22 protein-coding genes are annotated in these 19,014 nt (G+C 58.1%); 7 read left to right on the top strand and 15 right to left on the bottom strand.

Features of this window, described 5'->3' with window-relative positions; genetic code table 11:
* Nucleotides 1–8: 8 nt before the first annotated feature.
* From C5N93_RS16390 to C5N93_RS16370, 5 genes are all read right to left on the bottom strand, one after another.
* Nucleotides 9–410 carry a hypothetical protein gene (locus C5N93_RS16390; RefSeq protein WP_242560121.1) on the bottom strand — a complete coding sequence of 134 codons (402 nt, stop codon included), beginning with the start codon at nucleotides 408–410 and terminating at the stop codon, nucleotides 9–11.
* Nucleotides 407–2,209, bottom strand: a complete 1,803-nt coding sequence (locus tag C5N93_RS16385) for a toprim domain-containing protein (protein ID WP_242560120.1) — start codon at nucleotides 2,207–2,209, stop codon at nucleotides 407–409. Before C5N93_RS16385 ends, C5N93_RS16390 begins: the two co-directional genes overlap by 4 nt.
* Nucleotides 2,206–3,282: a DUF1376 domain-containing protein gene (locus C5N93_RS16380; RefSeq protein ID WP_242560119.1), complete on the bottom strand. Its 1,077-nt coding sequence runs from the start codon at nucleotides 3,280–3,282 to the stop codon at nucleotides 2,206–2,208. Before C5N93_RS16380 ends, C5N93_RS16385 begins: the two co-directional genes overlap by 4 nt.
* A gap of 6 nt (nucleotides 3,283–3,288) precedes the next feature.
* Nucleotides 3,289–3,549 carry a hypothetical protein gene (locus C5N93_RS16375; protein WP_242560118.1) on the bottom strand — a complete coding sequence of 87 codons (261 nt, stop codon included), beginning with the start codon at nucleotides 3,547–3,549 and terminating at the stop codon, nucleotides 3,289–3,291.
* A 210-nt stretch (nucleotides 3,550–3,759) separates the two neighbouring features.
* Nucleotides 3,760–4,050, bottom strand: coding sequence for a hypothetical protein (locus tag C5N93_RS16370; protein WP_242560117.1), 291 nt, complete (start codon nucleotides 4,048–4,050; stop codon nucleotides 3,760–3,762).
* A gap of 844 nt (nucleotides 4,051–4,894) precedes the next feature.
* On the opposite strand from C5N93_RS16370, the gene C5N93_RS16365 reads away from it, so the two are divergent.
* The gene (locus tag C5N93_RS16365; RefSeq protein WP_242560116.1) at nucleotides 4,895–5,302 is read left to right on the top strand and encodes a helix-turn-helix transcriptional regulator; all 408 of its coding nucleotides are present in this window, start codon (nucleotides 4,895–4,897) and stop codon (nucleotides 5,300–5,302) included.
* A 128-nt stretch (nucleotides 5,303–5,430) separates the two neighbouring features.
* Here the strand turns inward: C5N93_RS16365 and C5N93_RS16360 are convergent, their stop codons facing one another.
* The 4 genes from C5N93_RS16360 to C5N93_RS16345 form a co-directional block, all read right to left on the bottom strand.
* Nucleotides 5,431–6,297: a hypothetical protein gene (locus C5N93_RS16360; RefSeq protein WP_242560115.1), complete on the bottom strand. Its 867-nt coding sequence runs from the start codon at nucleotides 6,295–6,297 to the stop codon at nucleotides 5,431–5,433.
* Between the two features lie 106 nt (nucleotides 6,298–6,403).
* Nucleotides 6,404–6,784: a hypothetical protein gene (locus tag C5N93_RS16355; RefSeq protein WP_242560114.1), complete on the bottom strand. Its 381-nt coding sequence runs from the start codon at nucleotides 6,782–6,784 to the stop codon at nucleotides 6,404–6,406.
* The gene (locus C5N93_RS16350; RefSeq protein ID WP_242560113.1) at nucleotides 6,781–7,134 is read right to left on the bottom strand and encodes a hypothetical protein; all 354 of its coding nucleotides are present in this window, start codon (nucleotides 7,132–7,134) and stop codon (nucleotides 6,781–6,783) included. The genes C5N93_RS16355 and C5N93_RS16350 overlap by 4 nt, the downstream gene beginning before the upstream one ends.
* Before the next feature lie 290 nt (nucleotides 7,135–7,424).
* Nucleotides 7,425–7,940: an Arc family DNA-binding protein gene (locus C5N93_RS16345; RefSeq protein WP_242560112.1), complete on the bottom strand. Its 516-nt coding sequence runs from the start codon at nucleotides 7,938–7,940 to the stop codon at nucleotides 7,425–7,427.
* Nucleotides 7,941–8,043: 103 nt separating this feature from the next.
* Here C5N93_RS16345 and C5N93_RS16340 point away from each other — a divergent pair, with 103 nt between their 5' ends.
* Nucleotides 8,044–8,211 carry an Arc family DNA-binding protein gene (locus C5N93_RS16340; protein WP_242560111.1) on the top strand — a complete coding sequence of 56 codons (168 nt, stop codon included), beginning with the start codon at nucleotides 8,044–8,046 and terminating at the stop codon, nucleotides 8,209–8,211.
* Between the two features lie 71 nt (nucleotides 8,212–8,282).
* Nucleotides 8,283–8,975, top strand: coding sequence for a phage antirepressor N-terminal domain-containing protein (locus C5N93_RS16335; protein WP_242560110.1), 693 nt, complete (start codon nucleotides 8,283–8,285; stop codon nucleotides 8,973–8,975).
* Here the strand turns inward: C5N93_RS16335 and C5N93_RS16330 are convergent.
* Together C5N93_RS16330 and C5N93_RS16325 are read right to left on the bottom strand one after the other, a co-directional pair.
* Nucleotides 8,972–9,679 carry a hypothetical protein gene (locus tag C5N93_RS16330; protein ID WP_242560109.1) on the bottom strand — a complete coding sequence of 236 codons (708 nt, stop codon included), beginning with the start codon at nucleotides 9,677–9,679 and terminating at the stop codon, nucleotides 8,972–8,974. The genes C5N93_RS16335 and C5N93_RS16330 overlap by 4 nt on opposite strands.
* 168 nt (nucleotides 9,680–9,847) lie before the next feature.
* Nucleotides 9,848–10,096 (bottom strand): hypothetical protein, encoded by a 249-nt coding sequence (locus tag C5N93_RS16325; RefSeq protein ID WP_242560108.1) that lies wholly within the window; start codon nucleotides 10,094–10,096, stop codon nucleotides 9,848–9,850.
* 83 nt (nucleotides 10,097–10,179) lie between these two features.
* On the opposite strand from C5N93_RS16325, the gene C5N93_RS16320 reads away from it, so the two are divergent.
* The 4 genes from C5N93_RS16320 to C5N93_RS16305 all read left to right on the top strand — a co-directional run bounded on the left by C5N93_RS16320 (nucleotide 10,180) and on the right by C5N93_RS16305 (nucleotide 15,159).
* Nucleotides 10,180–10,581, top strand: a complete 402-nt coding sequence (locus tag C5N93_RS16320; protein ID WP_347403310.1) for a DUF4258 domain-containing protein — start codon at nucleotides 10,180–10,182, stop codon at nucleotides 10,579–10,581.
* 12 nt (nucleotides 10,582–10,593) lie between these two features.
* Nucleotides 10,594–11,031, top strand: a complete 438-nt coding sequence (locus C5N93_RS16315; RefSeq protein WP_242560107.1) for a transcriptional regulator — start codon at nucleotides 10,594–10,596, stop codon at nucleotides 11,029–11,031.
* Nucleotides 11,032–12,922: 1,891 nt separating this feature from the next.
* Complete coding sequence (locus tag C5N93_RS16310; protein ID WP_069344150.1) at nucleotides 12,923–13,789, top strand: CsgG/HfaB family protein; 867 nt, start codon at nucleotides 12,923–12,925, stop codon at nucleotides 13,787–13,789.
* A gap of 365 nt (nucleotides 13,790–14,154) precedes the next feature.
* Nucleotides 14,155–15,159, top strand: coding sequence for a hypothetical protein (locus C5N93_RS16305; protein ID WP_242560106.1), 1,005 nt, complete (start codon nucleotides 14,155–14,157; stop codon nucleotides 15,157–15,159).
* Nucleotides 15,160–15,308: 149 nt separating this feature from the next.
* Here C5N93_RS16305 and C5N93_RS16300 read toward each other — a convergent pair whose 3' ends face one another.
* The 4 genes from C5N93_RS16300 to C5N93_RS16285 form a co-directional block, all read right to left on the bottom strand.
* Nucleotides 15,309–15,782, bottom strand: a complete 474-nt coding sequence (locus C5N93_RS16300) for a WbuC family cupin fold metalloprotein (RefSeq protein ID WP_150723210.1) — start codon at nucleotides 15,780–15,782, stop codon at nucleotides 15,309–15,311.
* Between the two features lie 152 nt (nucleotides 15,783–15,934).
* Entirely contained in the window at nucleotides 15,935–16,147 is a 213-nt protein-coding gene (rpsU, locus tag C5N93_RS16295; protein WP_010806331.1) for a 30S ribosomal protein S21, read from the bottom strand.
* A gap of 488 nt (nucleotides 16,148–16,635) precedes the next feature.
* Nucleotides 16,636–17,820: a porin gene (locus tag C5N93_RS16290; RefSeq protein ID WP_242560105.1), complete on the bottom strand. Its 1,185-nt coding sequence runs from the start codon at nucleotides 17,818–17,820 to the stop codon at nucleotides 16,636–16,638.
* 488 nt (nucleotides 17,821–18,308) lie between these two features.
* Complete coding sequence (locus tag C5N93_RS16285; protein ID WP_242560104.1) at nucleotides 18,309–18,962, bottom strand: hypothetical protein; 654 nt, start codon at nucleotides 18,960–18,962, stop codon at nucleotides 18,309–18,311.
* Nucleotides 18,963–19,014: the final 52 nt, after the last annotated feature.

The following is a 19,014-nucleotide window of genomic DNA, read 5'->3' as shown; positions in this document are numbered from 1 at the left end:
GGGAGAAACTAAAATGGACACGGATCAAGTGACGCGTGCGTTGGCGGACCGATGCGCGCTATCGCAGCCTCCTGCGCCAATCGAGCCCACTCTGCACGTTCTTCATCAGTTGGCATGCGGGAAGGGAGATACCAGGCTTCGTCATATCGCTCCAGATACCAACCGCGCACCACTAGCCACGCGTCCAGGGCCGGGTGCACCGCGTGTGTGCATACCTCGATCTCGCAGAAATAATCGAAGAACGGCAAGCCGTCGGGCATGCAAAAGCCCTCGCGCGCAGCAATCATCTCTTGCATCTGCGCATCACCGCCCGCACCACGAAGCGGGAATGCAGTGACGATGAGCCCCGGGAAGGTCGCGAGTAACTCCCTAAGAAGGCGCCCCAAGTCCACAATCGTTCGTGAAGTCATATATCCTCCGCAGTTGCCTTCGCTTGCCCCGCCGGGCGCGAGTAGCTCAAATAGGTAAATGGTCGACGCCGTGGATCGGTTGCGAACTGTTGCGCCTCGCGACAAAAGAAGAGGTTGAGCTCGTGATGCTGCGAGTCGCCGTTTCGTTGCTTCCAAAGGGTGAGCACGGCATCCGGCTTTTCGGTACTCGTATCGTCGGCATCCTTTTGCGCCGACCAGACAGAGAACACGTTGTCGGCCGCGTCCGTGATCTTTCCGCTACCGGAAACGTCCATCTTTCCGGGCGCGCGCTTTTCGTCTTGCCCCTTGCGCGGATGCGCCACGAGGTGAACGTGGACGCCCATTTGGCGGGCGAAGGCAGTGATCTTGCGCATCGCCTCCTTCTGCGCGCTCATGGCGCCGTGACCGTCTTCCGGGACGTCGGTCATCATGAGGCTGTCGATGACGAAATGCCGGATGCCGTAGCGCTTGAATCCGTATGAAAAAACAGAAATAAGGCGATCAATGGAAGCCGTCCCCAGCAGGTCAAACAACCACATGCGCTCACGCAACCATTCCGACATGTGGTCGAGATATTCGACAGTCGGACGATCCACGCCGCCAAGTTGCTTCGCCGTACGCCTGCCTTGCATCGCGGGCTTCATTTCTCCCGAAAACACGCACGCGCGCTCGCCCTGGAACATCAATCCGATCAGCACTTGATTGAGCAGGAGTGATTTCCCGTGGCCGTTGTAGCCGGTCCAGACAGTGACCTCGGCTGGCCGGAACTCGAACCAGAATTCGCTCTGACCATTGAATGAGAGATAGGGCGCGTGCTCGTCACCGTGCGCTGGATAGAAGGAAGCTTTCACCTCTGGCCAAAAGCGATCCATCGACTTCAGTTCGTCGGGATCAAATGTGCGGCCAGACTCGAGGGACTGCTGGAAATCCTCGGCAAGCGCGCCGCCCAACAGAAATTCATTCGCGTCCTTGGACTCGCCGAACGTCACGATGCGACACCGCTCTAGACCGAGGCGATTCGCAACCTCGCGAGCACCTTTCTGCCCAGGCTCGTCCGCGTCATAGCAAAGGAATATTTCGCTGAATCGCTCAAGGCGCTCCCAATCGGAGTCGATCCATTGATGATTGCCAGCACCGGCGTTCACCGAAAGCGCTGGGATACCCACCTGATGGAGCGACATCGCGTCGATCTCGCCTTCGGCAATCGCGATTGCTCGGCATTTCGGGTCGATCAGATGCCATCCGAACAAGCATGGTTCGGCTCCTCCCTCCTGGCGCATGTCTTTTTTGTCGGCGATATTTCTGGCTTTCGCATTGATCAGCTCGCCATCGCGCATGTACGGGAAAATCGCGAACGTCTTCTCGCCGCGCACTTGCTCGGCAATTTTGAAGTCTGCAATCGTCGTGGCACTCAAGCCACGAGCGCTAAGCCAATCGCCCACAAGCGATGTGGGCTTGTGGCACTGCGGCTTCGCAGGGCGCTTGTAGCTCGGCATCGGCCGTTGCGGCATGTCATCGCGAATGCCTAGAAATCGCTTCGCCTCGCGCATCGCCTCAGCAATCGAAAGGGCTCGACACTCCATCCACAAGTCGAGAAGATCTCCGCCGACACCGGCGTTGAAATCACGCCACACGCCGCGCTTCGCCCCGGAAATGCACACTGACAGGCTTCCGCCAGCCTCGCCACCCGTGCTGCCTGCCTTCCACTCCTTCCCGGCTCTCTTGCCCTGCGGCAGAAGGTGTTCGACGATCTGCGTGGCACTCTCGGCCATCGCCTGGGCGAGTTCCTTCGCGTTCATACCGCCCCCTCCGGCCACGGTTCGACGTAGACACCCGGCAGCTTTTGCATAGGCCGACGGTCGCGCCAGAGGTGCGCGCTGCGCTGCGTGCAACCGGCGTTCCCAGCCTCCCACTCGTAGGTGAATCCTGCCGATTCCCACCACTGCGGGCCGTTGCTTTCCGATCCGCCGTGCTCGGCGGGTGCGTATTCTGCGTAATGGCGATCAGGCCCGAAAAACGTCGCAGCCTGCTTCACGAAGCGCGTGCCTACGTTGCCGGACGTCTGCATCTCGGTCGCATACGCTTGTGTCGCCTCGAGCAAACGAGCCGACTCGATGCCTTCGCGGATTCGCGCCCGCCAAGCCTTGAGTGCGGACGATTTCGAGTTGCCACCCACTCGCTTCGGATATGCACGCCATGCCTCCTCGAAATCGGGATCGGCATCTTCCTTCGATTTTTTGCGAGCGCCCTCGGCGTCAGCCGAGAGTGTTTTAAGGTTTACTAATCCCTGTCCCTGTCCCTGTCTATTGCGATCCTCAGAGGAATCGGGGGGCGATCCTGCTGCGATCTCCGGACGATCCGTCTGCGATCCCGACACAATCATCGCGACCTGTTTTTTCCGCAGCGTTTTCGATTGGGGGGCGATAGCAAAAAGCAACTCAGCCGCCTCCACGACACGATCACGGATCTCGTTCGTGTCGATGGGCACGCCCCACCGCTTGGCATTGCCCACAGCGCCAGAGAGGCTGTTGAGCAGCTTTTCTATCCATGCTTCGAGGGCCTTTTCGGCAACGACCGGATGGTAGAGACGGCCATCTGCGCATTTGACCCAGCCGCGGAGTGCATGGTCTTTCACACGTTTCCAGACTTTCGACTGCGACAGATGATCGAGCATGCGATCGTTGTCGGGCAGGCTCGCCGCTGGCACCTGGTGCCAACTCTCGAGCCAGAGCGCAACGGAAGCAGCCCGCTCGTCGCCGCTACCCAATATCCATGTTTCGGACGTGAGCAGGCGCTTGACGTCAAACGGCATGAACCCAAATTCCTTCAGGTTGCAATCCGGCGGCGTCATGGGGAGGTGAATGTCCGTCACGCTGGCTCACTCCGTGTAGCGCTGGCCGGAGACGCGCGCGCCGCTATCGCGGAACTCGATGAAATTCGCCGCGCGGATGAGGGCTACGCCGAGCGATAAGGATTCGTCGGCGGTCAAAGGGTGTACGCAGGGAATGCCCTCTCCAAGATTCGCCGTAAGCACGACGTGCCGATCATCCTCCCCATTAGCGCCAATGTTCTCTACGCGCACCTGTTGGTCACCAACGTCCTCGGCCCATTCGGTATATTTCGTGTATCGATTCGTCATGCTGTCCTCGCTCTCTCGTCGGTGAAAAGGGTCGGGGCGTGCCACGTGGACGAGGAACACATGGCGCGGCTGTACATCCGCTGCCCCGTTGGAAGAGGGTCGGTCAATGCCGGGAGAGGTCGAACGCGTCATACAGCTTCGCGACGATGAGCGGCGGCAAGATGCCGCGGCAGTAGCCGGCCATGAGAAAGCGCTTAAGGGCGGTCTTCATCAGAGCAACCCCAAAGCGGCTTCCATGCGACGAACCTGGTCAGCGCTTCGCTGATGGATCTCGAAGCGAATCCGGCGCCAGCACAGGGATCGGAGAACGCGGTTGGGCGTGCTGGTCATCAAGGCGCCGAGCAGCTTGATGCGCCGCTCACGAGCCTCATCGGTGGCTCGTGCCAGATCAGGTACTCGTCGGCGGTCTTCGACGGGCCGACAAAGTACGGAGAAGGGATATTCGGGGTCGAAAACCGCCCCGCGGCGGCCGATTTGGCGCAGCGAAGTATCGATAGCCATGGTGTCCCCGCTCAGGCAGTCGGTTGCTTATAGCCGAGGGGATCCGCGAAGTACCGGTGACACTCCTCGTTGCTGTAGACCGTGCACCGGGGCGTCAGCCGAATCGCCTTAGGTGCCCGACCTTCTGCGGACATGGCGCGCCAAGTCTCGCGACATACGGGGAGGAAGGGTTTGATTTGTGACCAGCGGGAAAAGCCGGTACGAGGGAGATTTAGGGTGATATCACCCTGTTTTGCCGTGTCGCCCTTCATAGGTTCCACCTAAAAACGACGACCGCCGATAGCCCAAAATCGACCAAAATCGCACACCCACGGCCAAAACGGCTAGAAGGACGCGAAAAAGTCGGTTAGGATACCCGTTAGGTATCCCTTAACGGTCGGCGCCAACCTACCGATGGGGATTCCTACCAGCTGCTAACGCGGTCTGGGTTGTAGGGGCGGCGTGTCTTCTTTCCACGGACTCCACACCGCCCCACTCTGGGGCCACGATCGCTTGACGGTGATCGTGGCTTCGCTTTTTGCGGCCCAACTTCTGCCGCCACGTAAAATTCTATTTAGCTCATCTAGGCACACGCCACATTTATTTTGCGTTGCCGCGCGGCCTTGGGTGAATACTACACACCTTTTTACGAATGACCGAACCGAGGAACGGGATAAGCACAATAAACGACGCGCTCTCGAAGAACAGCTTTCCTCCCGTGGTCCCGGAAATCGTCGCCGTGAACACTTCCATATTCATGCGACCGATGATCAGTCAACTGATCCACAGTAATCCCTAACGACGTTCAGATACGCTAAAATCTGTATACCATTGTCTACTGACAATTTTAGCCAATCGTCTACTAATGTCAACTACCGATATCGATTCATTCGGCTCTCGCGTTCGCCACATTCGATCGGTGCGCGGTTGGTCTCAGGCTCACCTTGCCGATCTCTTGGGCATGGCGAAAGCACAACTCAGCCGCTACGAAGTCGGTCGAAGTGCCCCCCGCGCAGAAGTTGTCGTACGAATTGCATCCGTCTTGGGTGTCTCCGCCAAATGGCTCGAGACGGGGGATGTCGCCATTAACGAAGACGATTTTTCGGATCTGCCTCCCGGTCAGACCGAAGTGCGGACGAATCTCACTGATGCACAAATGAAACTTCTAATGGAGCGGGCTGAACAAAACGGTCGCACCCTGAGCGAAGAACTCGAATGGATCACGCGCCAAGTTCTGGAACAGCTTGGCTACCTTGAACGCAAAAACGAGTGATGCCCAGGAGCGCTTCGTCTATGACAAGATCGCACAACGACATTGAACATCTTCAACCCACCCTCATGGCAAGCAAGAAGCCCTTAGGGTGAAGTGCGCCACACCTTAAGGGTAGGCAGCGCTCTCAACTACTCCACGGTTTTCGTACGGTCTGGTGTGCGATCGATCGGACAAGCGACTTTCTCAATCGCACGTGCAGCGAAATCCGACAGGGTGGGATTTTTACTTTTAATCCAACCCAGGATCACGTTTTGAGGGGTCCAGGTATCGCGATCCGCCTGATCAAAATTCTCCCCCCAGTATTTCGTCCGCACCTGAAGTGCGAGCGATAACAAGTCGCTATTATCAGAAGTCACCCCATTGGTCGCTACAGACGAAGTGAAGCGGGGCGAAGCTTCGTTCTCGTTGCGTCTACGCAAAGTCTCTCTATTTACGATTTCGCACTTTTGAGATCGAAACCACTCGTACTCCGCAGAGCGCGTGTTGTCGTCGTTGTGCCAAACGAGCCGATAAGCATCGAAATTCGCCCTGCATAAATACAGTTCCTGGGCCCAATTCGGTGGTGATGTGTAGGCTACCGAATGAAGAGTGCCATCATGAGTCAGTTGAAAGTAGAAGTCATACGCAGGATCACCCGGCCGGGCTTGCCGAAATTTACCGGCGTCCAACACATGCAGTTGGAGACCTTCTGGAACATATGCGATGACATCTAGCAATTGCTGAGTCAGTTCCCTTGCTGCCCTTTCATGCCAATTCCTGCAGCCTCCACTCGGAGAGAAATCATCGAAGAGGGCGTATTTAAATGTCGTAAGAACAAAACGCTCTTCGCAGTGCACCATGATGGACTTATGGGACCAGTCGGCGAAAGCGGATTCATAAATTTCCGGGCTGCGCAGAATCAGCGATGCCAGATATGCAGTCCACTTATCGTTCACCGCAGCTTCAATCTTTTCGATTGGAAAATTCGCGGCTCGAAGCTCGTCCAATAGATGCAAGTTCTCTCGCAATTCCGTTCCCCATCGTCATTTGTCGCTGGTACAGGGTTTGGCGTTTCAAATTCAAGCACCTGTACCAAATCGGCTTACTAGAATAAATCCGGCGTCACTCCACTTGACGCGCCAACCAAGGCTCACGCTCGCCAAGAATCTCGGCGCCTAGCTTCGCGTCTTCAAACATATGCTCGGCCACCTCGTGCAGATGGGCACCCACAATCTCCAGAGCATTGAGCAGGCCGAGGTGTGCGGGTGCACCCAACGGTTCGACACCGGACATCAATGGCTCAGAGATACTATTGTGCACAAGACGGGCAATAGTTGTCACGGCGGCCGACGCTCGTCGAATATCGGCAACGTGCCCGGAGTGAATCACATAACGTTCCGGCTCTCCTTCCGTCCACCAGTCTTTGACGAGCGCTCCGCGAAACGACGGCTTCAGGTACTCGTCTTCTTTTTCCTTCGAAGGTTTCGTCTTCGGCGCGCTCATTGCTCATCTCCCGCTGCAACAACTTGGTCCATCAGGACATCCGCGACATCCTCAATTCTCCGAATGAGAGAGTCCGAGGCGTACCGCGCCAGATTGACGAGTGACTCCACCGTTGTAGGCAAGAGGGGAGCACCGTCGGCATCACTAGCGTCGCTTCCCGCAAGTGAAGTTTCGGTGATGTTGTTGCTCGTGATTGTGAGGACTGTTGATACCCCCGAAGCGACTGTTCTGACGTCTTCGAGTAGATCGGTGATTCGCTCCAGGCAAACTACGCCGGAGGGAATAGACTGCATCTTCTGGGCCGGGAACAGCCTGAAATCTGCATCAAGGGAGTTTTGATTAGCGCGCATACAGCCTCCTACGTTAGGTAGAAAGCTCGCCACTCTTTTCCAGGAGGGTGGGCGAGCACATGACAGGGCTGGAAAACCGGAACGTAGGCACCGGCGTGCGCAAGCGCACCCCCACCATGGCTCGCCCATTGATAGGACGTGCAAAGGCAACGGACGTAAAAAAACCGCTCAACGGCGGCTGTCCGCCCACGTTATCCCGGTTTCCAGGCCGGACCGCTGTTGTTTCAGCGGTGTTTAAAGGTTAGTGACAAAAGTGGCATACGTCAAGAGGGCTTGCTCGGGAGATGAAATTACTTCGGATCACATACAGGTTTTGCGAAGGGCTTCACAACGGTAAGGTCCAATCGTGCAAGGTAGCTCGACATTGCCTCTTTGTGCATTGACGCCGCCGCAATCATTTCCGGATCAACGGCCGGTACTTTTGCGAGATATCGAAGAAGCTCGCCAAGCCTTTCGTTCGTGGAAACGAGCAACTCTTGGACTGCAACGTTTCGGTACCGCTCAGCAGCAACGGCCGTCTCGGATGACTTGCGAATCGCTTGCGACTGAATCCCGAGCACCACTAACCGGAGGGCTGCCTCCTCAAGAGACTCGTCGGTGCCTGCCGTAGCAGCTTCGATGATTTGCTGCAAGCCCTTGGGAATCTTAGGGGGCGGACCAACACTTCTTTCGAGTCGATCGACGATCTCCTGATTGAGACTGCGACCCGCCGCCTCAGCCTGCAAACCTAGTTCCCGGCGCAATTCCGAGCTCATTCGAAGCGGATAAGCACGGGCCTGTTTGGCACTCGATTTTTCGGTTTCCATAGCACCTCTTGACTAAATCTATCTGATGTGACGATACTACCCATATGATTCAAAATAGATTCTACTATGATTCTTTTTGTGGATAACAAGAAAGGGAAATCTTATGGAGGCGCTGCAACCGAGTTCGTACCCGCTGAGAATGCCGGCGGACCTGCGGAATTTTCTGCAGGAGAAGGCCGACCGGCTTGACCGGTCGCTGCATTGGGTGATCGTCAATACGCTGAACGACGCAAGGAAGAAGGAGTCGCGCACGAAAGCGGAAGAACGATAGAAAAAGCCCCGACCGAATATCTGGGGAGATGGGCGGTCAGGGCTCGGTGTTCAACCTTGGAGAATGAACGCATGTATCCTAGCACGCGGGCGTTGACGCCCCAAATTAAAGTGCCGTTTCACGGCGCAGAGTTGTTGCTTGTCGAACACGGCGGGCAGCCGTACACCCCGATGAAGCCCATCGTCGAGGGAATGGGGCTGGATTGGGCAAGTCAGTTCACCAAATTGCGCGCCAATGAGCGCCGGTGGGGTGTTGTGATCATCACAATCCCTTCGAACGCAGGTGCCCAGCAATACCTGTGCATCCCTCTTCGGAAAATATTCGGGTGGCTTACCGGCATCCATCCGGGAAAGGTGAAGGACGAGATCCGTGAGCGTGTGATCCAGTATCAGAACGAATGCGACGATGTGCTCTGGAAGTACTGGACTGAGGGGACCGCAGTGAATCCGCGCACCGGCAATGCGAGAAGCACGTCGGCCGATCGAGCCGACGCCTTGCGCTATGCAACCGAACTGGTGATCGACCGACATGTACCATTCAGCGCGGCCTATCGCGTATTGAGGTTCTATGTCGGCACACCGAGTTTTCGCTTGATGACGTGCGATCAGGTCATCAGAGCGACCGAATTTGCCAAGAGGCTTTTGGCGCATCTTGACACGCGCGCCGACTGGATCATCATCGAGAAGCATAGAAGCGAGCTTGCCGGGGCGCCCGAACAGTTTAGCCTGGACCTGCATCCTCGTCTTGGGCCAACCCGAAACTAACCGCGTAGCAATATCGATCCGACTCTCGAGTAGAGGTGCGCCTGCCAAGGACGCGCCTCTCCGCATATTCGATGGAATTTGGAAAACGCCCGACGGCGTCGCAGAAGACCCTGCGCAGGGTGAAAATCTTCTGACAGTATTTCGATACCGTCAAACATCGATGGCTGCCTCCCCTCCAGCGCCATCGCCCTGCGCAATCTCGTATCCAGCGTCCGAGGGTGAATCGCAAGGTAGCTTGCGAGCTCAACCTTACCGCCATGAAAGTTCTGGAACGTGCGTAGGTAGGCTACTGCTTCCGAGAAACGTCCGGAAACGGTTTCCTCTTGCTCCCATTCTCGCTGCGCACGCTCGAGAATCTCAGCCGGCTCCGTCGAAACGTCAGCAGTCAGACGCGCTGCCACCGAGTTCACCACAAACTCGCCATCGTCAGTACGTGACTCCTGGTCGAGCCTATAAGCGCCTCGGTCCTTGTAGTTGGCGAAGAAGCCGAAGCGCCGCATCAGGCGAGTCAGAATGCCCTCCTGAAGAGCAGCGTCCTCTGGCGCCACGTCGCCATTTTCGGCGACATAAGCGACAGCCTCTAGGTATGCCTCAGACTCTAGATCTTCGACCTCATACTCGTTCTTGGAGGCGCGGGCAATCCGCCGAAGAGCATCCCGCATAGGAGCAAGCAATCGCGTCAGAAAACTACCGTCTAGGATCATCTATCTATGCGCGCCGAAGGTTAGTTCGGTATGCATATTATTTTGTTTTCGTCTTCTGCCACTACAAATCTCGGTTGTAAGTCCGAATATGGGAAATCTCACAACGCTGTCGAATCTCGACAAAAGTGACTGAAGTTCATAGCGAGGACGTCAAACACTATACGTAGATCAGCATCGACCGTAACGCGGTCCCGTCAAGAGCCGGGACTGCACCTTGAGCGCTTCTATCGCACCTATCTTCGGATCGACCAGCACCTCGTAGGCCGCGACCCCGGCGTGTAGCTCCCTCATCGAATGGGCGACGCGCACGGCGCCGACGCTCGTGCTGGCCGACCGCACCTCAACGGGCAGCAGATCACCGTCAGCCCCTTTGCGAAATGGGATGACGATGAATCGGGTGGTGTGGGGATCTCGCATAGCGACCTCCCTCGTGGTGCCGATGAGGGGGGGGTAGACTAGCACAAATACTGTACAAAAACACAGCGCATCAATTCCAAAAAATGGTGGGTACTGGAATCGCAACCCGTAAAAAGTACGACTTTTTATTGACCTTCGCCCAAGTAAGCCGTAATAATTACGGCATGGCGCAAGACAACCAACCGATACCATTTCGTATGAACGACGCAAATCTTCTTCGGATGATTCGCGAGGCTTCGGCTGATACGTCACGCGTACAATTTAGTAAGCATTCGAAGCAACGAATGCGACAACGTAAGATCACGCCGACTCAAGTCTACGAGTGCTTGAGGAACGGGCAAGTGAGCGAACCCGCACATGAGAACATTCACGGCCACTGGCAATGTACGTTGCAGCGTCGGCATGCTGGTGACGACGTTCGCGTCGCTGCCGCCATAATGCATGACGATCATGGGCGGTGGGTTGTTGTGATAACAGTGTTCTGAGGGGAAAAGACCATGTACCACTACACAGAGACAGGGCTTCAGAACGTGTGGCTGGCCAACGGTTACACTGTTCGAAAGACGCCGTATGGCGAAACCGTATCTATCGACGATGCCGACGGCCTGAGTTTGGCGATCGGCCGTGCGATTGCGAAAAAGCCGCATCTAACTGGCTGCGAGTTTAGATTCCTTCGTAAGGCATTGGGACTGTCGCAGAATCGAGCAGGCGATCTGCTCGGCGCAGCGGTGGAAACTGTTTCGCTTTGGGAACGTAGAGGACGGATCCCTAAGGGGGCAGACCATATGCTGCGCGCGATTTATCTTGAGACGGTGGACGGGAACGTAAAGCTGAAGGAACTCATTGAGCAGTTGATCGACTTGGATCGCAAAAACGATGAAGAGAAACTTGTGTTCCAAGATACCGCCGATGGATGGTTTCCTAAAGCTGCGTAGCTGATCCGTACGCTTTCACGGCACGAAAAGCTCCCAACTCGGGAGCTTTTCTTTTGGCATTCCATTGCTTGGTCGCGAAATGCGAGGGCATTTATGGGTAAGCAAACAGCTTTTCGCTTCATGGTTGACGCGAACGACCGACGGTCTGCCGTTTGGTCTGTCTTCATTAACAAAAACGACGTCTACGTTTCGTGTAGCCTTGCAAAGTCGCAAAAAATAAGCCTACACCAGAGCGGACGAGATCAATGGTCGATTCGGTCAGAAGCAGTCGGCGCCGCTCCATTCGTTCCAAGGTCAGGTCGCCATATTGCAAGGTGGGAAGGGCCACGGTCTAACGCAGGGGATTTCACCCACAGGTTCTTTGTACTGTTTCCCGAGTCCGAACTTCGAGACGATCACGCGAAACCGTCAAAAAAGGTCACACGGCTGTCCGCGCCTAATCGCGGTTCTGCCGTGTCAGTTGACTTCTATATCTCGTCTGAGCCCGCAGGAAAAGATTTTGCGTACAAGGACGGAGCCATCCCGCTATTTATGCATCAATTAGCGAACGATCGCATCTTGGTCCTATTCAGTACAACCATCGAGATTGATCCCATCACGGCAGAGAGAATTCGATTTGTTAGCGCGGAGGCGCACCGGGAGTCCGAACATAGTGGCGTCTCAGGCACACGCCTACTTGGTCGTATCATAAGCCAGTCGGGTGTGTCAGGAATGTTAGAGGTAATTCCACGCCCTCAGATTGTTGTAACAAACTCTAATGGTATGGCAAATGGCTCGCTTAAGTGGGAGAGAGGGGGTAGCGGAAAGCCAGAAGAATCCGAACGGTCCGCTTCGACCCCGTCGGAGGCCGGCGCGGAGGCCCTGCCAAGCTAATTTCCAACTCCTCGCTCACGAACCCTATGAAAAAACATGGACTGTGGGAGACTCGCTGAGTGTTCTTTCCTAGCGGCAACGGTGTGCCGAATGTTCCGAATTTTATTGTCTGCAATACCCCATACCGCTGTGATTCCGCGTCGGCAATGACCGGCCCGCGATTTTCTCAGTCTGATCTCCGGAAAAGGCCGCATTTGTGATCTTTCTCGTTTGACGAGCCTCCTAGCATGTGCACAAACTACCGTGCTCCTGACCGATAGCTGTTCAGCGAGTACCCCGCACGCCGGCGCTTGAACGATGGACGAGGCGAAGTCGTTGCTCGCATGGCCGTCCATGGAGACAATCGTCGTGGAACCGGCGGTGCAGTCGCGTGTAAAGCTCACTAAAGGTGGCGTGTTGCGACAGCACGACATTGTGGCAATGGAATGGAGATTGGGGTATTTTTGGGGGTATAAATTAAAAGAGATACCGATACAACCCCATCATTACTTAATGTTCGATTCCTGCCGGGGGACCAAAAGACGGTATCGCAGACGTCACCTCACTGCATCCCCAAACAAAAAACGCCCCGCACAGCGATCGCTGCCGGGGCTTTTTGTTTGCTGTTTCGTTTCCGTTCGACACGACGCTCGCCTGTCGCCTCATCTCAGCGCCGCCATACGTCCAACCGGCAACCACGTTCCAGTGTCCTGCTTCAAAGTCCATTCGTGAGCGATTAGAAAATCGATTAATGGTTTCTACCTAATCCACACCTAATCCTAGCGAAAGCACGCACCTAATCCATTCGTAATCCCCACTAAATTTGATAGGGTCTACGCAATTTACACCCGTGCTAGCATGCGGCGCGGAATGTTCTTACGGAGCATTTCAGCATAGGAGTCCTACCCTAAATGACTTTCACTCCTGCTTTTTTGGACTCCTGGCATTCGGCGGCGTCACCGACTTGGCCGAAACCCAGGCTTCATGCGGGTGCGGCAGCGTCGCCCTTTCCAGAACAACATTCTAAAGAACTAGGAAAATGGCACACCATCTCGTAAAAATTTCCGGTCTGCTGCTTGCGGCCGGCATCATGGCGGGTTGCTCGACCATGAACCAGGGGAGCAGCAGCGCCAAGACGGCAGCCACCGGTTCGGCCGGCGGCGCAAACTCCGAAAACGCAAACTCCACGCTCGAGAAGTGCGATCGCCCGCTGGGTACGATCGCCGTCATCGAAGACACGTCCGCGCCGTGGTACGGCGTGCTGACCGGCCAGTACAAGCTCGGCTCGACCGTGCCGGTGCTCAAGCTCCTCGTCCAGCAATCGAACTGCTTCGTCGTGGTCGATCGCGGTCGCGGCATGAACACCATCATGGGCGAACGCTCGCTCCAGGAATCCGGCGAACTGCGCGGCAAGTCGAACTTCGGCAAGGGCAAGATGGTCGCCGCCGACTACGCGATCAGCCCGTCGATCACGTTCACGAATAACAACGCCGGCGGTGCCGGCGCCAGCCTCGCCGGCCTCCTGCCGGGCGGCATCGGTTCGGCCATCGGCGCACTCGCCGGCAGCATGAACTCGAAGGAAGCCAGCACCCTGCTGACCGTCATCGACAACCGTTCCAGCGTGCAGATCGCCGCCGCAGAAGGCAGCGCCTCGGCCATGGACTTCGGCGCGCTCGGCCGCATCGTCGGCAGCTCGGCCGGCGGCTCGCTCGGCGGCTACTCGAACACCGCCGAAGGCAAGGTCATCGTGGCGGCGTTCACCGACTCGTACAACAACGTCGTGCGCGCCGTGAAGAACTACAAGCAACAAACCGTCGCCGGCGGCCTCGGCACGGGCGGCCAGTTGACCGTTCAGGACGACGACGCCCCGGCCCCCGCCAAGAAGGTCGTCCGCAAGAAGAAGTAAATCGACGTTACCCGCACTTCCCCCCTCAAACCCGGCTTTTTTGCCGACGCTTGAGGGGCGGATCCAATCTCGGCAGATCGCCCTCCCCCGTCAGACAGCATCGCCTCGCCAGACCTCCCGGGATGACCACCCGACAGCCGGCCTGATCCCCTCGCCCGATCTGCTTCAAATATCAAATATTTTGCCGTCCGGCAAACGAATCGGCCCCGTGGGCAAAGACCCCGGCACAGCCGCACCCCGCGACACCCCTATCATTCACTTCGTGCCTTCCCCCAGCATTCTCCGGCCGTAACGTTGCCGCGCGCCTGTCGTCCGGTGCCGCGATCCCCGACCTTTTCCGTTCCCTTCTCGATGCCAGGATTCGTATGACGAAGCCTTCGCAGCGCGCAGTCCCGACAACCGACGCCAGCGACGCCCCCGCCGCCAAAGACATCGCCCAAGCCTGGGCCCAGATCGGCGCCGCACTCAGCCCTCACCCGGATTGCCCACTGCCGAACTGGGCAGGTGGCGGCGACACGCTGCATCAACATCTGCTCGTCATCGGCACCGGGCACGATACCGAGATGGTCAGCCAACTGCGCTATCTGGAAACCGCCGCCGCCCGGTTCGGCAAGATCGGCTTCGTGGGGCCGCCCGATGCGCGCCGGCTCGTCGAATGGTCGATGGGGGATCGGGTTGTCGTACTCTCGCGCATGCCGCGCGACGTGTCGGACTGGGATCTTCGCTGCCCGCTTGCCACGCTCGCCAGAACGCTCGGGCCACAAGCCGCGCATGCCCACGCGGGACGCCCGTTTCTGCGCGTGGCAAGTACCGCAGCACGCCATTGGCGTGACCGGCTCGCCGCAGCGGCGCAGCATGGTTTCTGTGTGGGTTTTGCCGGACTGGAAGCCTTCGCGGACAACACACGGATGGATTCGATGGGGAACGCCTCGCGACTGATGTTGCTAGCGCCATTGTTGCGCGTGCCCGGCGTATCGTGGATACCGCTGGGGCGGCCCGGAGATGAAGCGTCTGCTGCAATGCCGCCGGAATCCGTCGACTGGATCGACTGGCGCGCCGACTGCGACGACCTCGCCGACGCAGCGTCGCTTATCGACAATCTCGATCTGGTGATCTCGCTGAATGCGGTGCACGCCCATCTGGCCGAAGGCCTGGGCGTCCCCGTCTGGCGTCTGGGTGCTGCCCGGTCGGCTGCGTCGCATCATGATGATCGGCACGGCACCCACTTGGGCAACGACGATCGCTTCTCACCTGACGACCTCCGCCACTACCAATTGCCACCCGCCGCCGACGACTGGCCCGGGGCGGTAGACGCCGCCGCCACAGCGCTGATCGCCATGGCAACGGAGTTTGAAGGCTGGACACGCTGATCGCCCTGTCAACATCTGCACAGCGCCGGCGTTGAAAGGGCGCACGCGTGCCTCTCAGCGGAAGCGGGTCCTAGCAGGGCTTGCAGCCGCACAGGACACGTCCGTGATCGCCGCGTCAACACAGACAGCGCGGCGCGGCGTTGGCAGACTCACGCCGCCCAGCGATCGCCCACTTGCGCCGTTTTGACCCAGGTCATGAACGCCGAGGCCTCGGGCGTATCCGCCGGTGCCGACCAGCTCGCGTAATCCGCCTCGACGAACGGACGATACGGGCCGTGCTTGACCTCGAAGATCACCGCGCCCGGATCGAGCGACAGCACGGTGTGGTGAGTGCCAAGCGGCGTTTCGACCACGCTCGTGTCTTCTCCCAACACCAGGCGCCCCACAACGACACCCGCCGCATCGAACGTCAATACGACGAATCGTCCGCGCAACGCCGTGAGCAACTCCCACGTGTGGTGATGCAGATGCGGACGAATATAGGTCTCAGGTTCCATGGCAATCGCCAGACGCTGAATCGAATCGTCCAGCGATTCGTGCAGGTTCTGGTTCATACGGGCACGGGGCGATTGCGCAGCTTGCCCGGTCAACGCGTCGAGCGCGGCAAAGGTCAACGTTTTCATGGGGTTATTGTGATGTGAGGGGGGATGCGTCAGACAGACGGCAGGCCACGAGTGTAGCAAATCGCCCCGCCCCGTCTGCCCATAAAAAAACCCGCCAGCTGGCGGGTTTTTCGACTTCGCACTGCATTGCGCCAATACGGCGCAACCGGTGCTTAGTACATCTTCTTCTTCAGGGTCTGGCTGCGCAGACGCTTACGCAGACGGGCCACGGCAGCCGCCTTCTTGCGCTTGCGTTCAGCCGTCGGCTTTTCGTAAGCAGCGCGTGCCTTGACTTCCTTGATCAGGCCCGTGCCGTCAATGGCGCGACGGAAACGACGCAGTGCGACTTCAACGGGTTCACCGTCTTTGATAACGATCTTGGTCATGCAATATCTCGAATAGTGATCCGGCCCCATAAGAGCCGTAAATTTGATTTACCGCGCAAAGACACCATTCCCCGCCCTGCCGGAGACATCCCCCAGGCCAGGCGCGACGAACGGACTTGCTACGGACTGCACTACACCACATCCGGCGGGACCGCGACTCACCTCCTCTGCGATCTCCCGATTGGCTTTCGACCCCCAGCCCGCTATCTGCGAACCCAGTATCGCGCCTTCCAGACTGGCTGAACGGTTGATTGATGGCGAAGCGGCGCGCTCATCGTTCGTCAGTGAGCCCCGCTTCCCGCAATGCCCATATTTTGGACAAGGTCGTGATTATACACAGAAAGGACGTCAAATGCACACGATTTGCTGCCCCTCCATGTAAAACGGGCCCTGCCAGCACATGGCAGAGCCCGTTCCGGTCAGAGAGGGCGTCAGGCGCCCTCCCCGCCAATCAAGCCGAAATCGCGAGATTCCGCCTGAAAAGCCGCTTAGAACTTGTGGCGCACGCCAGCGATCACGGCGATCTGCGACTGCGCGCCGGTGCCCGTCGGGCCGCCAACGTTGTCGATCGCGGCAACGACCGCGTCACCCGTAGCGCGCTGGTACACGCCGTTCAGGTACGTTTCGGTGCGCTTGCTGAATGCGTAGGTCGTACCGGCGTTGACCTGGAACCAGCGCGGCTTCGTGCCCTTCGAGATGCCCGACAGTGCCGTTGCACCGCCCACGCTGCCATCGCTGTAGATGAACGCCAGGCCGCCCACCAGATTCGGAGCGATCTGGTACTTGCCGTTCAATTCGAACGTGTTCACGCGGATCGACGACTGGTTGACGTACTTCACCTTGGCATAGCTGTACACGAAGCCGATCGTGGCCGCCTGGATCTGGTACGAGACACCTGCCGCAGCGATGTCGTGCTTGTCCACGGCGCTCGTGTAGAAGATGTCCGTAGCGCTGGAGTAGTCGTTCGACACCGCGCCGGAACCGTTAGCCGTACCCGGGCTCGACAGGTGCATGTAGCCGAGGGCTGCGGTCAGCGGACCATTCGCGTACGAAGCGCCGAGGCTGAAGGCGTTGTTGTGCGAGAAGCCCGTGCCGTTGCCGGTGTTCGGCTCGTTGCTGAAGCCGTACAAGGCGCCGAACGAGAAGCCGCTGTAGTTCGCGCTCGTGTACTTGACCGAGTTGTTCACGCGGAACGAGTTGTACAGGTTGTCGATGTCGCCGATGTGCGCGCCGTATTGCGTGGCCCACTGCTTGGCGGACGTGAGCGGGCTCACGAAGTCCACCACGGAATCGTACTGACGACCGATCGTGACCGTGCCGGCTTGTGCGCTTTGCAGACCCACATATGCCTGACGACCGAACATGCGGCTGTTCTGCAGCATCGTGCCGTTCATCAGGTTAAAACCGTTTTCCAGCACGAAGACAGCCTTCAGACCGCCGCCCAGATCTTCCGAACCCTTCAGGCCCCAACGGTTGCCCTGACCAATGCCGCTCACGGCCTGGAAGTTGTGTGCGCCCTTGGCGTTCAGACCGCTGGCGACGTTATTGACGTAGGCAACGCCGGCATCGATCACGCCGTACAGCGTCACGTTGGTCGTCGAGCTTTGCGCCATTGCCGGCGCAGCAACGGCGAAGCTGGCAGCCGCCAGAGCCGTGAGTTGGAAGCGCTTCATCTTTATCCTCTTTGATAGTGGTCTTATATTTGTGGCCTGCCACGCAGGCGTCTCCTGCCGATATCGGCCGCCTCGTTCCGTGTGACGACGATGCTGCAACCGCATATGCAATGGAGTACTCACCAAATGACGAGCGGTGCTTTCCCTATTAAGGAATAGCACCGCCGGTCACTTGCAAGCGGGTGCATTCTGACACGTTAGCGTCACACTTCGCACGTCAGTGGTGCATTTGCAACACATGAAATATCCGGCATATGCAACGCGCGGCATCGATGATTCGGCGCCCTTGATAACGTCCATCACCGGCTCGCAATATGCGGTGCGACTTCGCATCGATGACCGCGCGCCTGTCTCCATGGCAAATATCAACGACGCAATGAAAAACGGCGCATCGCCGGAGGGCGTGCGCCGTTTCAGGTATCGCAAATGTCGGAAACGTGATCTTCGATCGGTATTACGTGACGGTCAATTCTTGAGCGGCGAGACACTCACGCCGACGTTGCGCGCTGTCGCGAGGTCGCGGCGGCACGTGTCACGGGCTTGCGTGCGCGCGCCGGTGACTTGACCGGCGCGGCGCCGTTGACGGCTTTCGCCGGCACAACAGGTTTCGCTGCCTTCGGTGCCTTCACTGCCTTTGCCGGCATGGCGACCTGGCTATCCTTCTCGCCCTTCCCAGCCTTGGCCACCTTCACGACCTTGGCAGGCTTTGCCGCTTTTTCCGCCTTCGGCGCTTTGGCTGCATCAACCGGCTTGACCGGCTTGACGGTCTTGACGGCCTTGCCCGCCGACTTCTCCGCCTTCACACCTTTCACCGCTTTCGCGCCCTTCGCAGGCTTTTCGTTCTTCACACCGACAGCCCCCGCCGTCGGCTTCGCGGCGGTCTTCGGCGCGGCCTTCGCAGCAGCAGCCAGTTCGAGATCGATGGTGTGCTTGAGACCCGCGATCACCGGCGCGGCGAGATCGTCCGCATAATGATCGAACCAGCGCTTGGCTTGCAGCAGCTTCTTTCCACCGAGACGTCGCTTGTGGTCGTCGTCGCTGGCGATCACCTTGGCGGAGAGCCGCGCACGCCCCTTCGAAAGGCGTTCCAGAACGGTAATGATGGTGAACCCGCGATGCGACGTCTTCTGCTCGGCAGACATACTGGCCTCCTGATGTACCTGCCCCCTGGCAGGCCCGGATTAGGTCGAAGCC

This window comes from Pandoraea sp. LA3 (assembly GCF_022696215.1).
GTDB classification, from domain to species: domain Bacteria; phylum Pseudomonadota; class Gammaproteobacteria; order Burkholderiales; family Burkholderiaceae; genus Pandoraea; species Pandoraea capi.
This window is presented reverse-complemented; position numbering and strand designations above follow the sequence as displayed.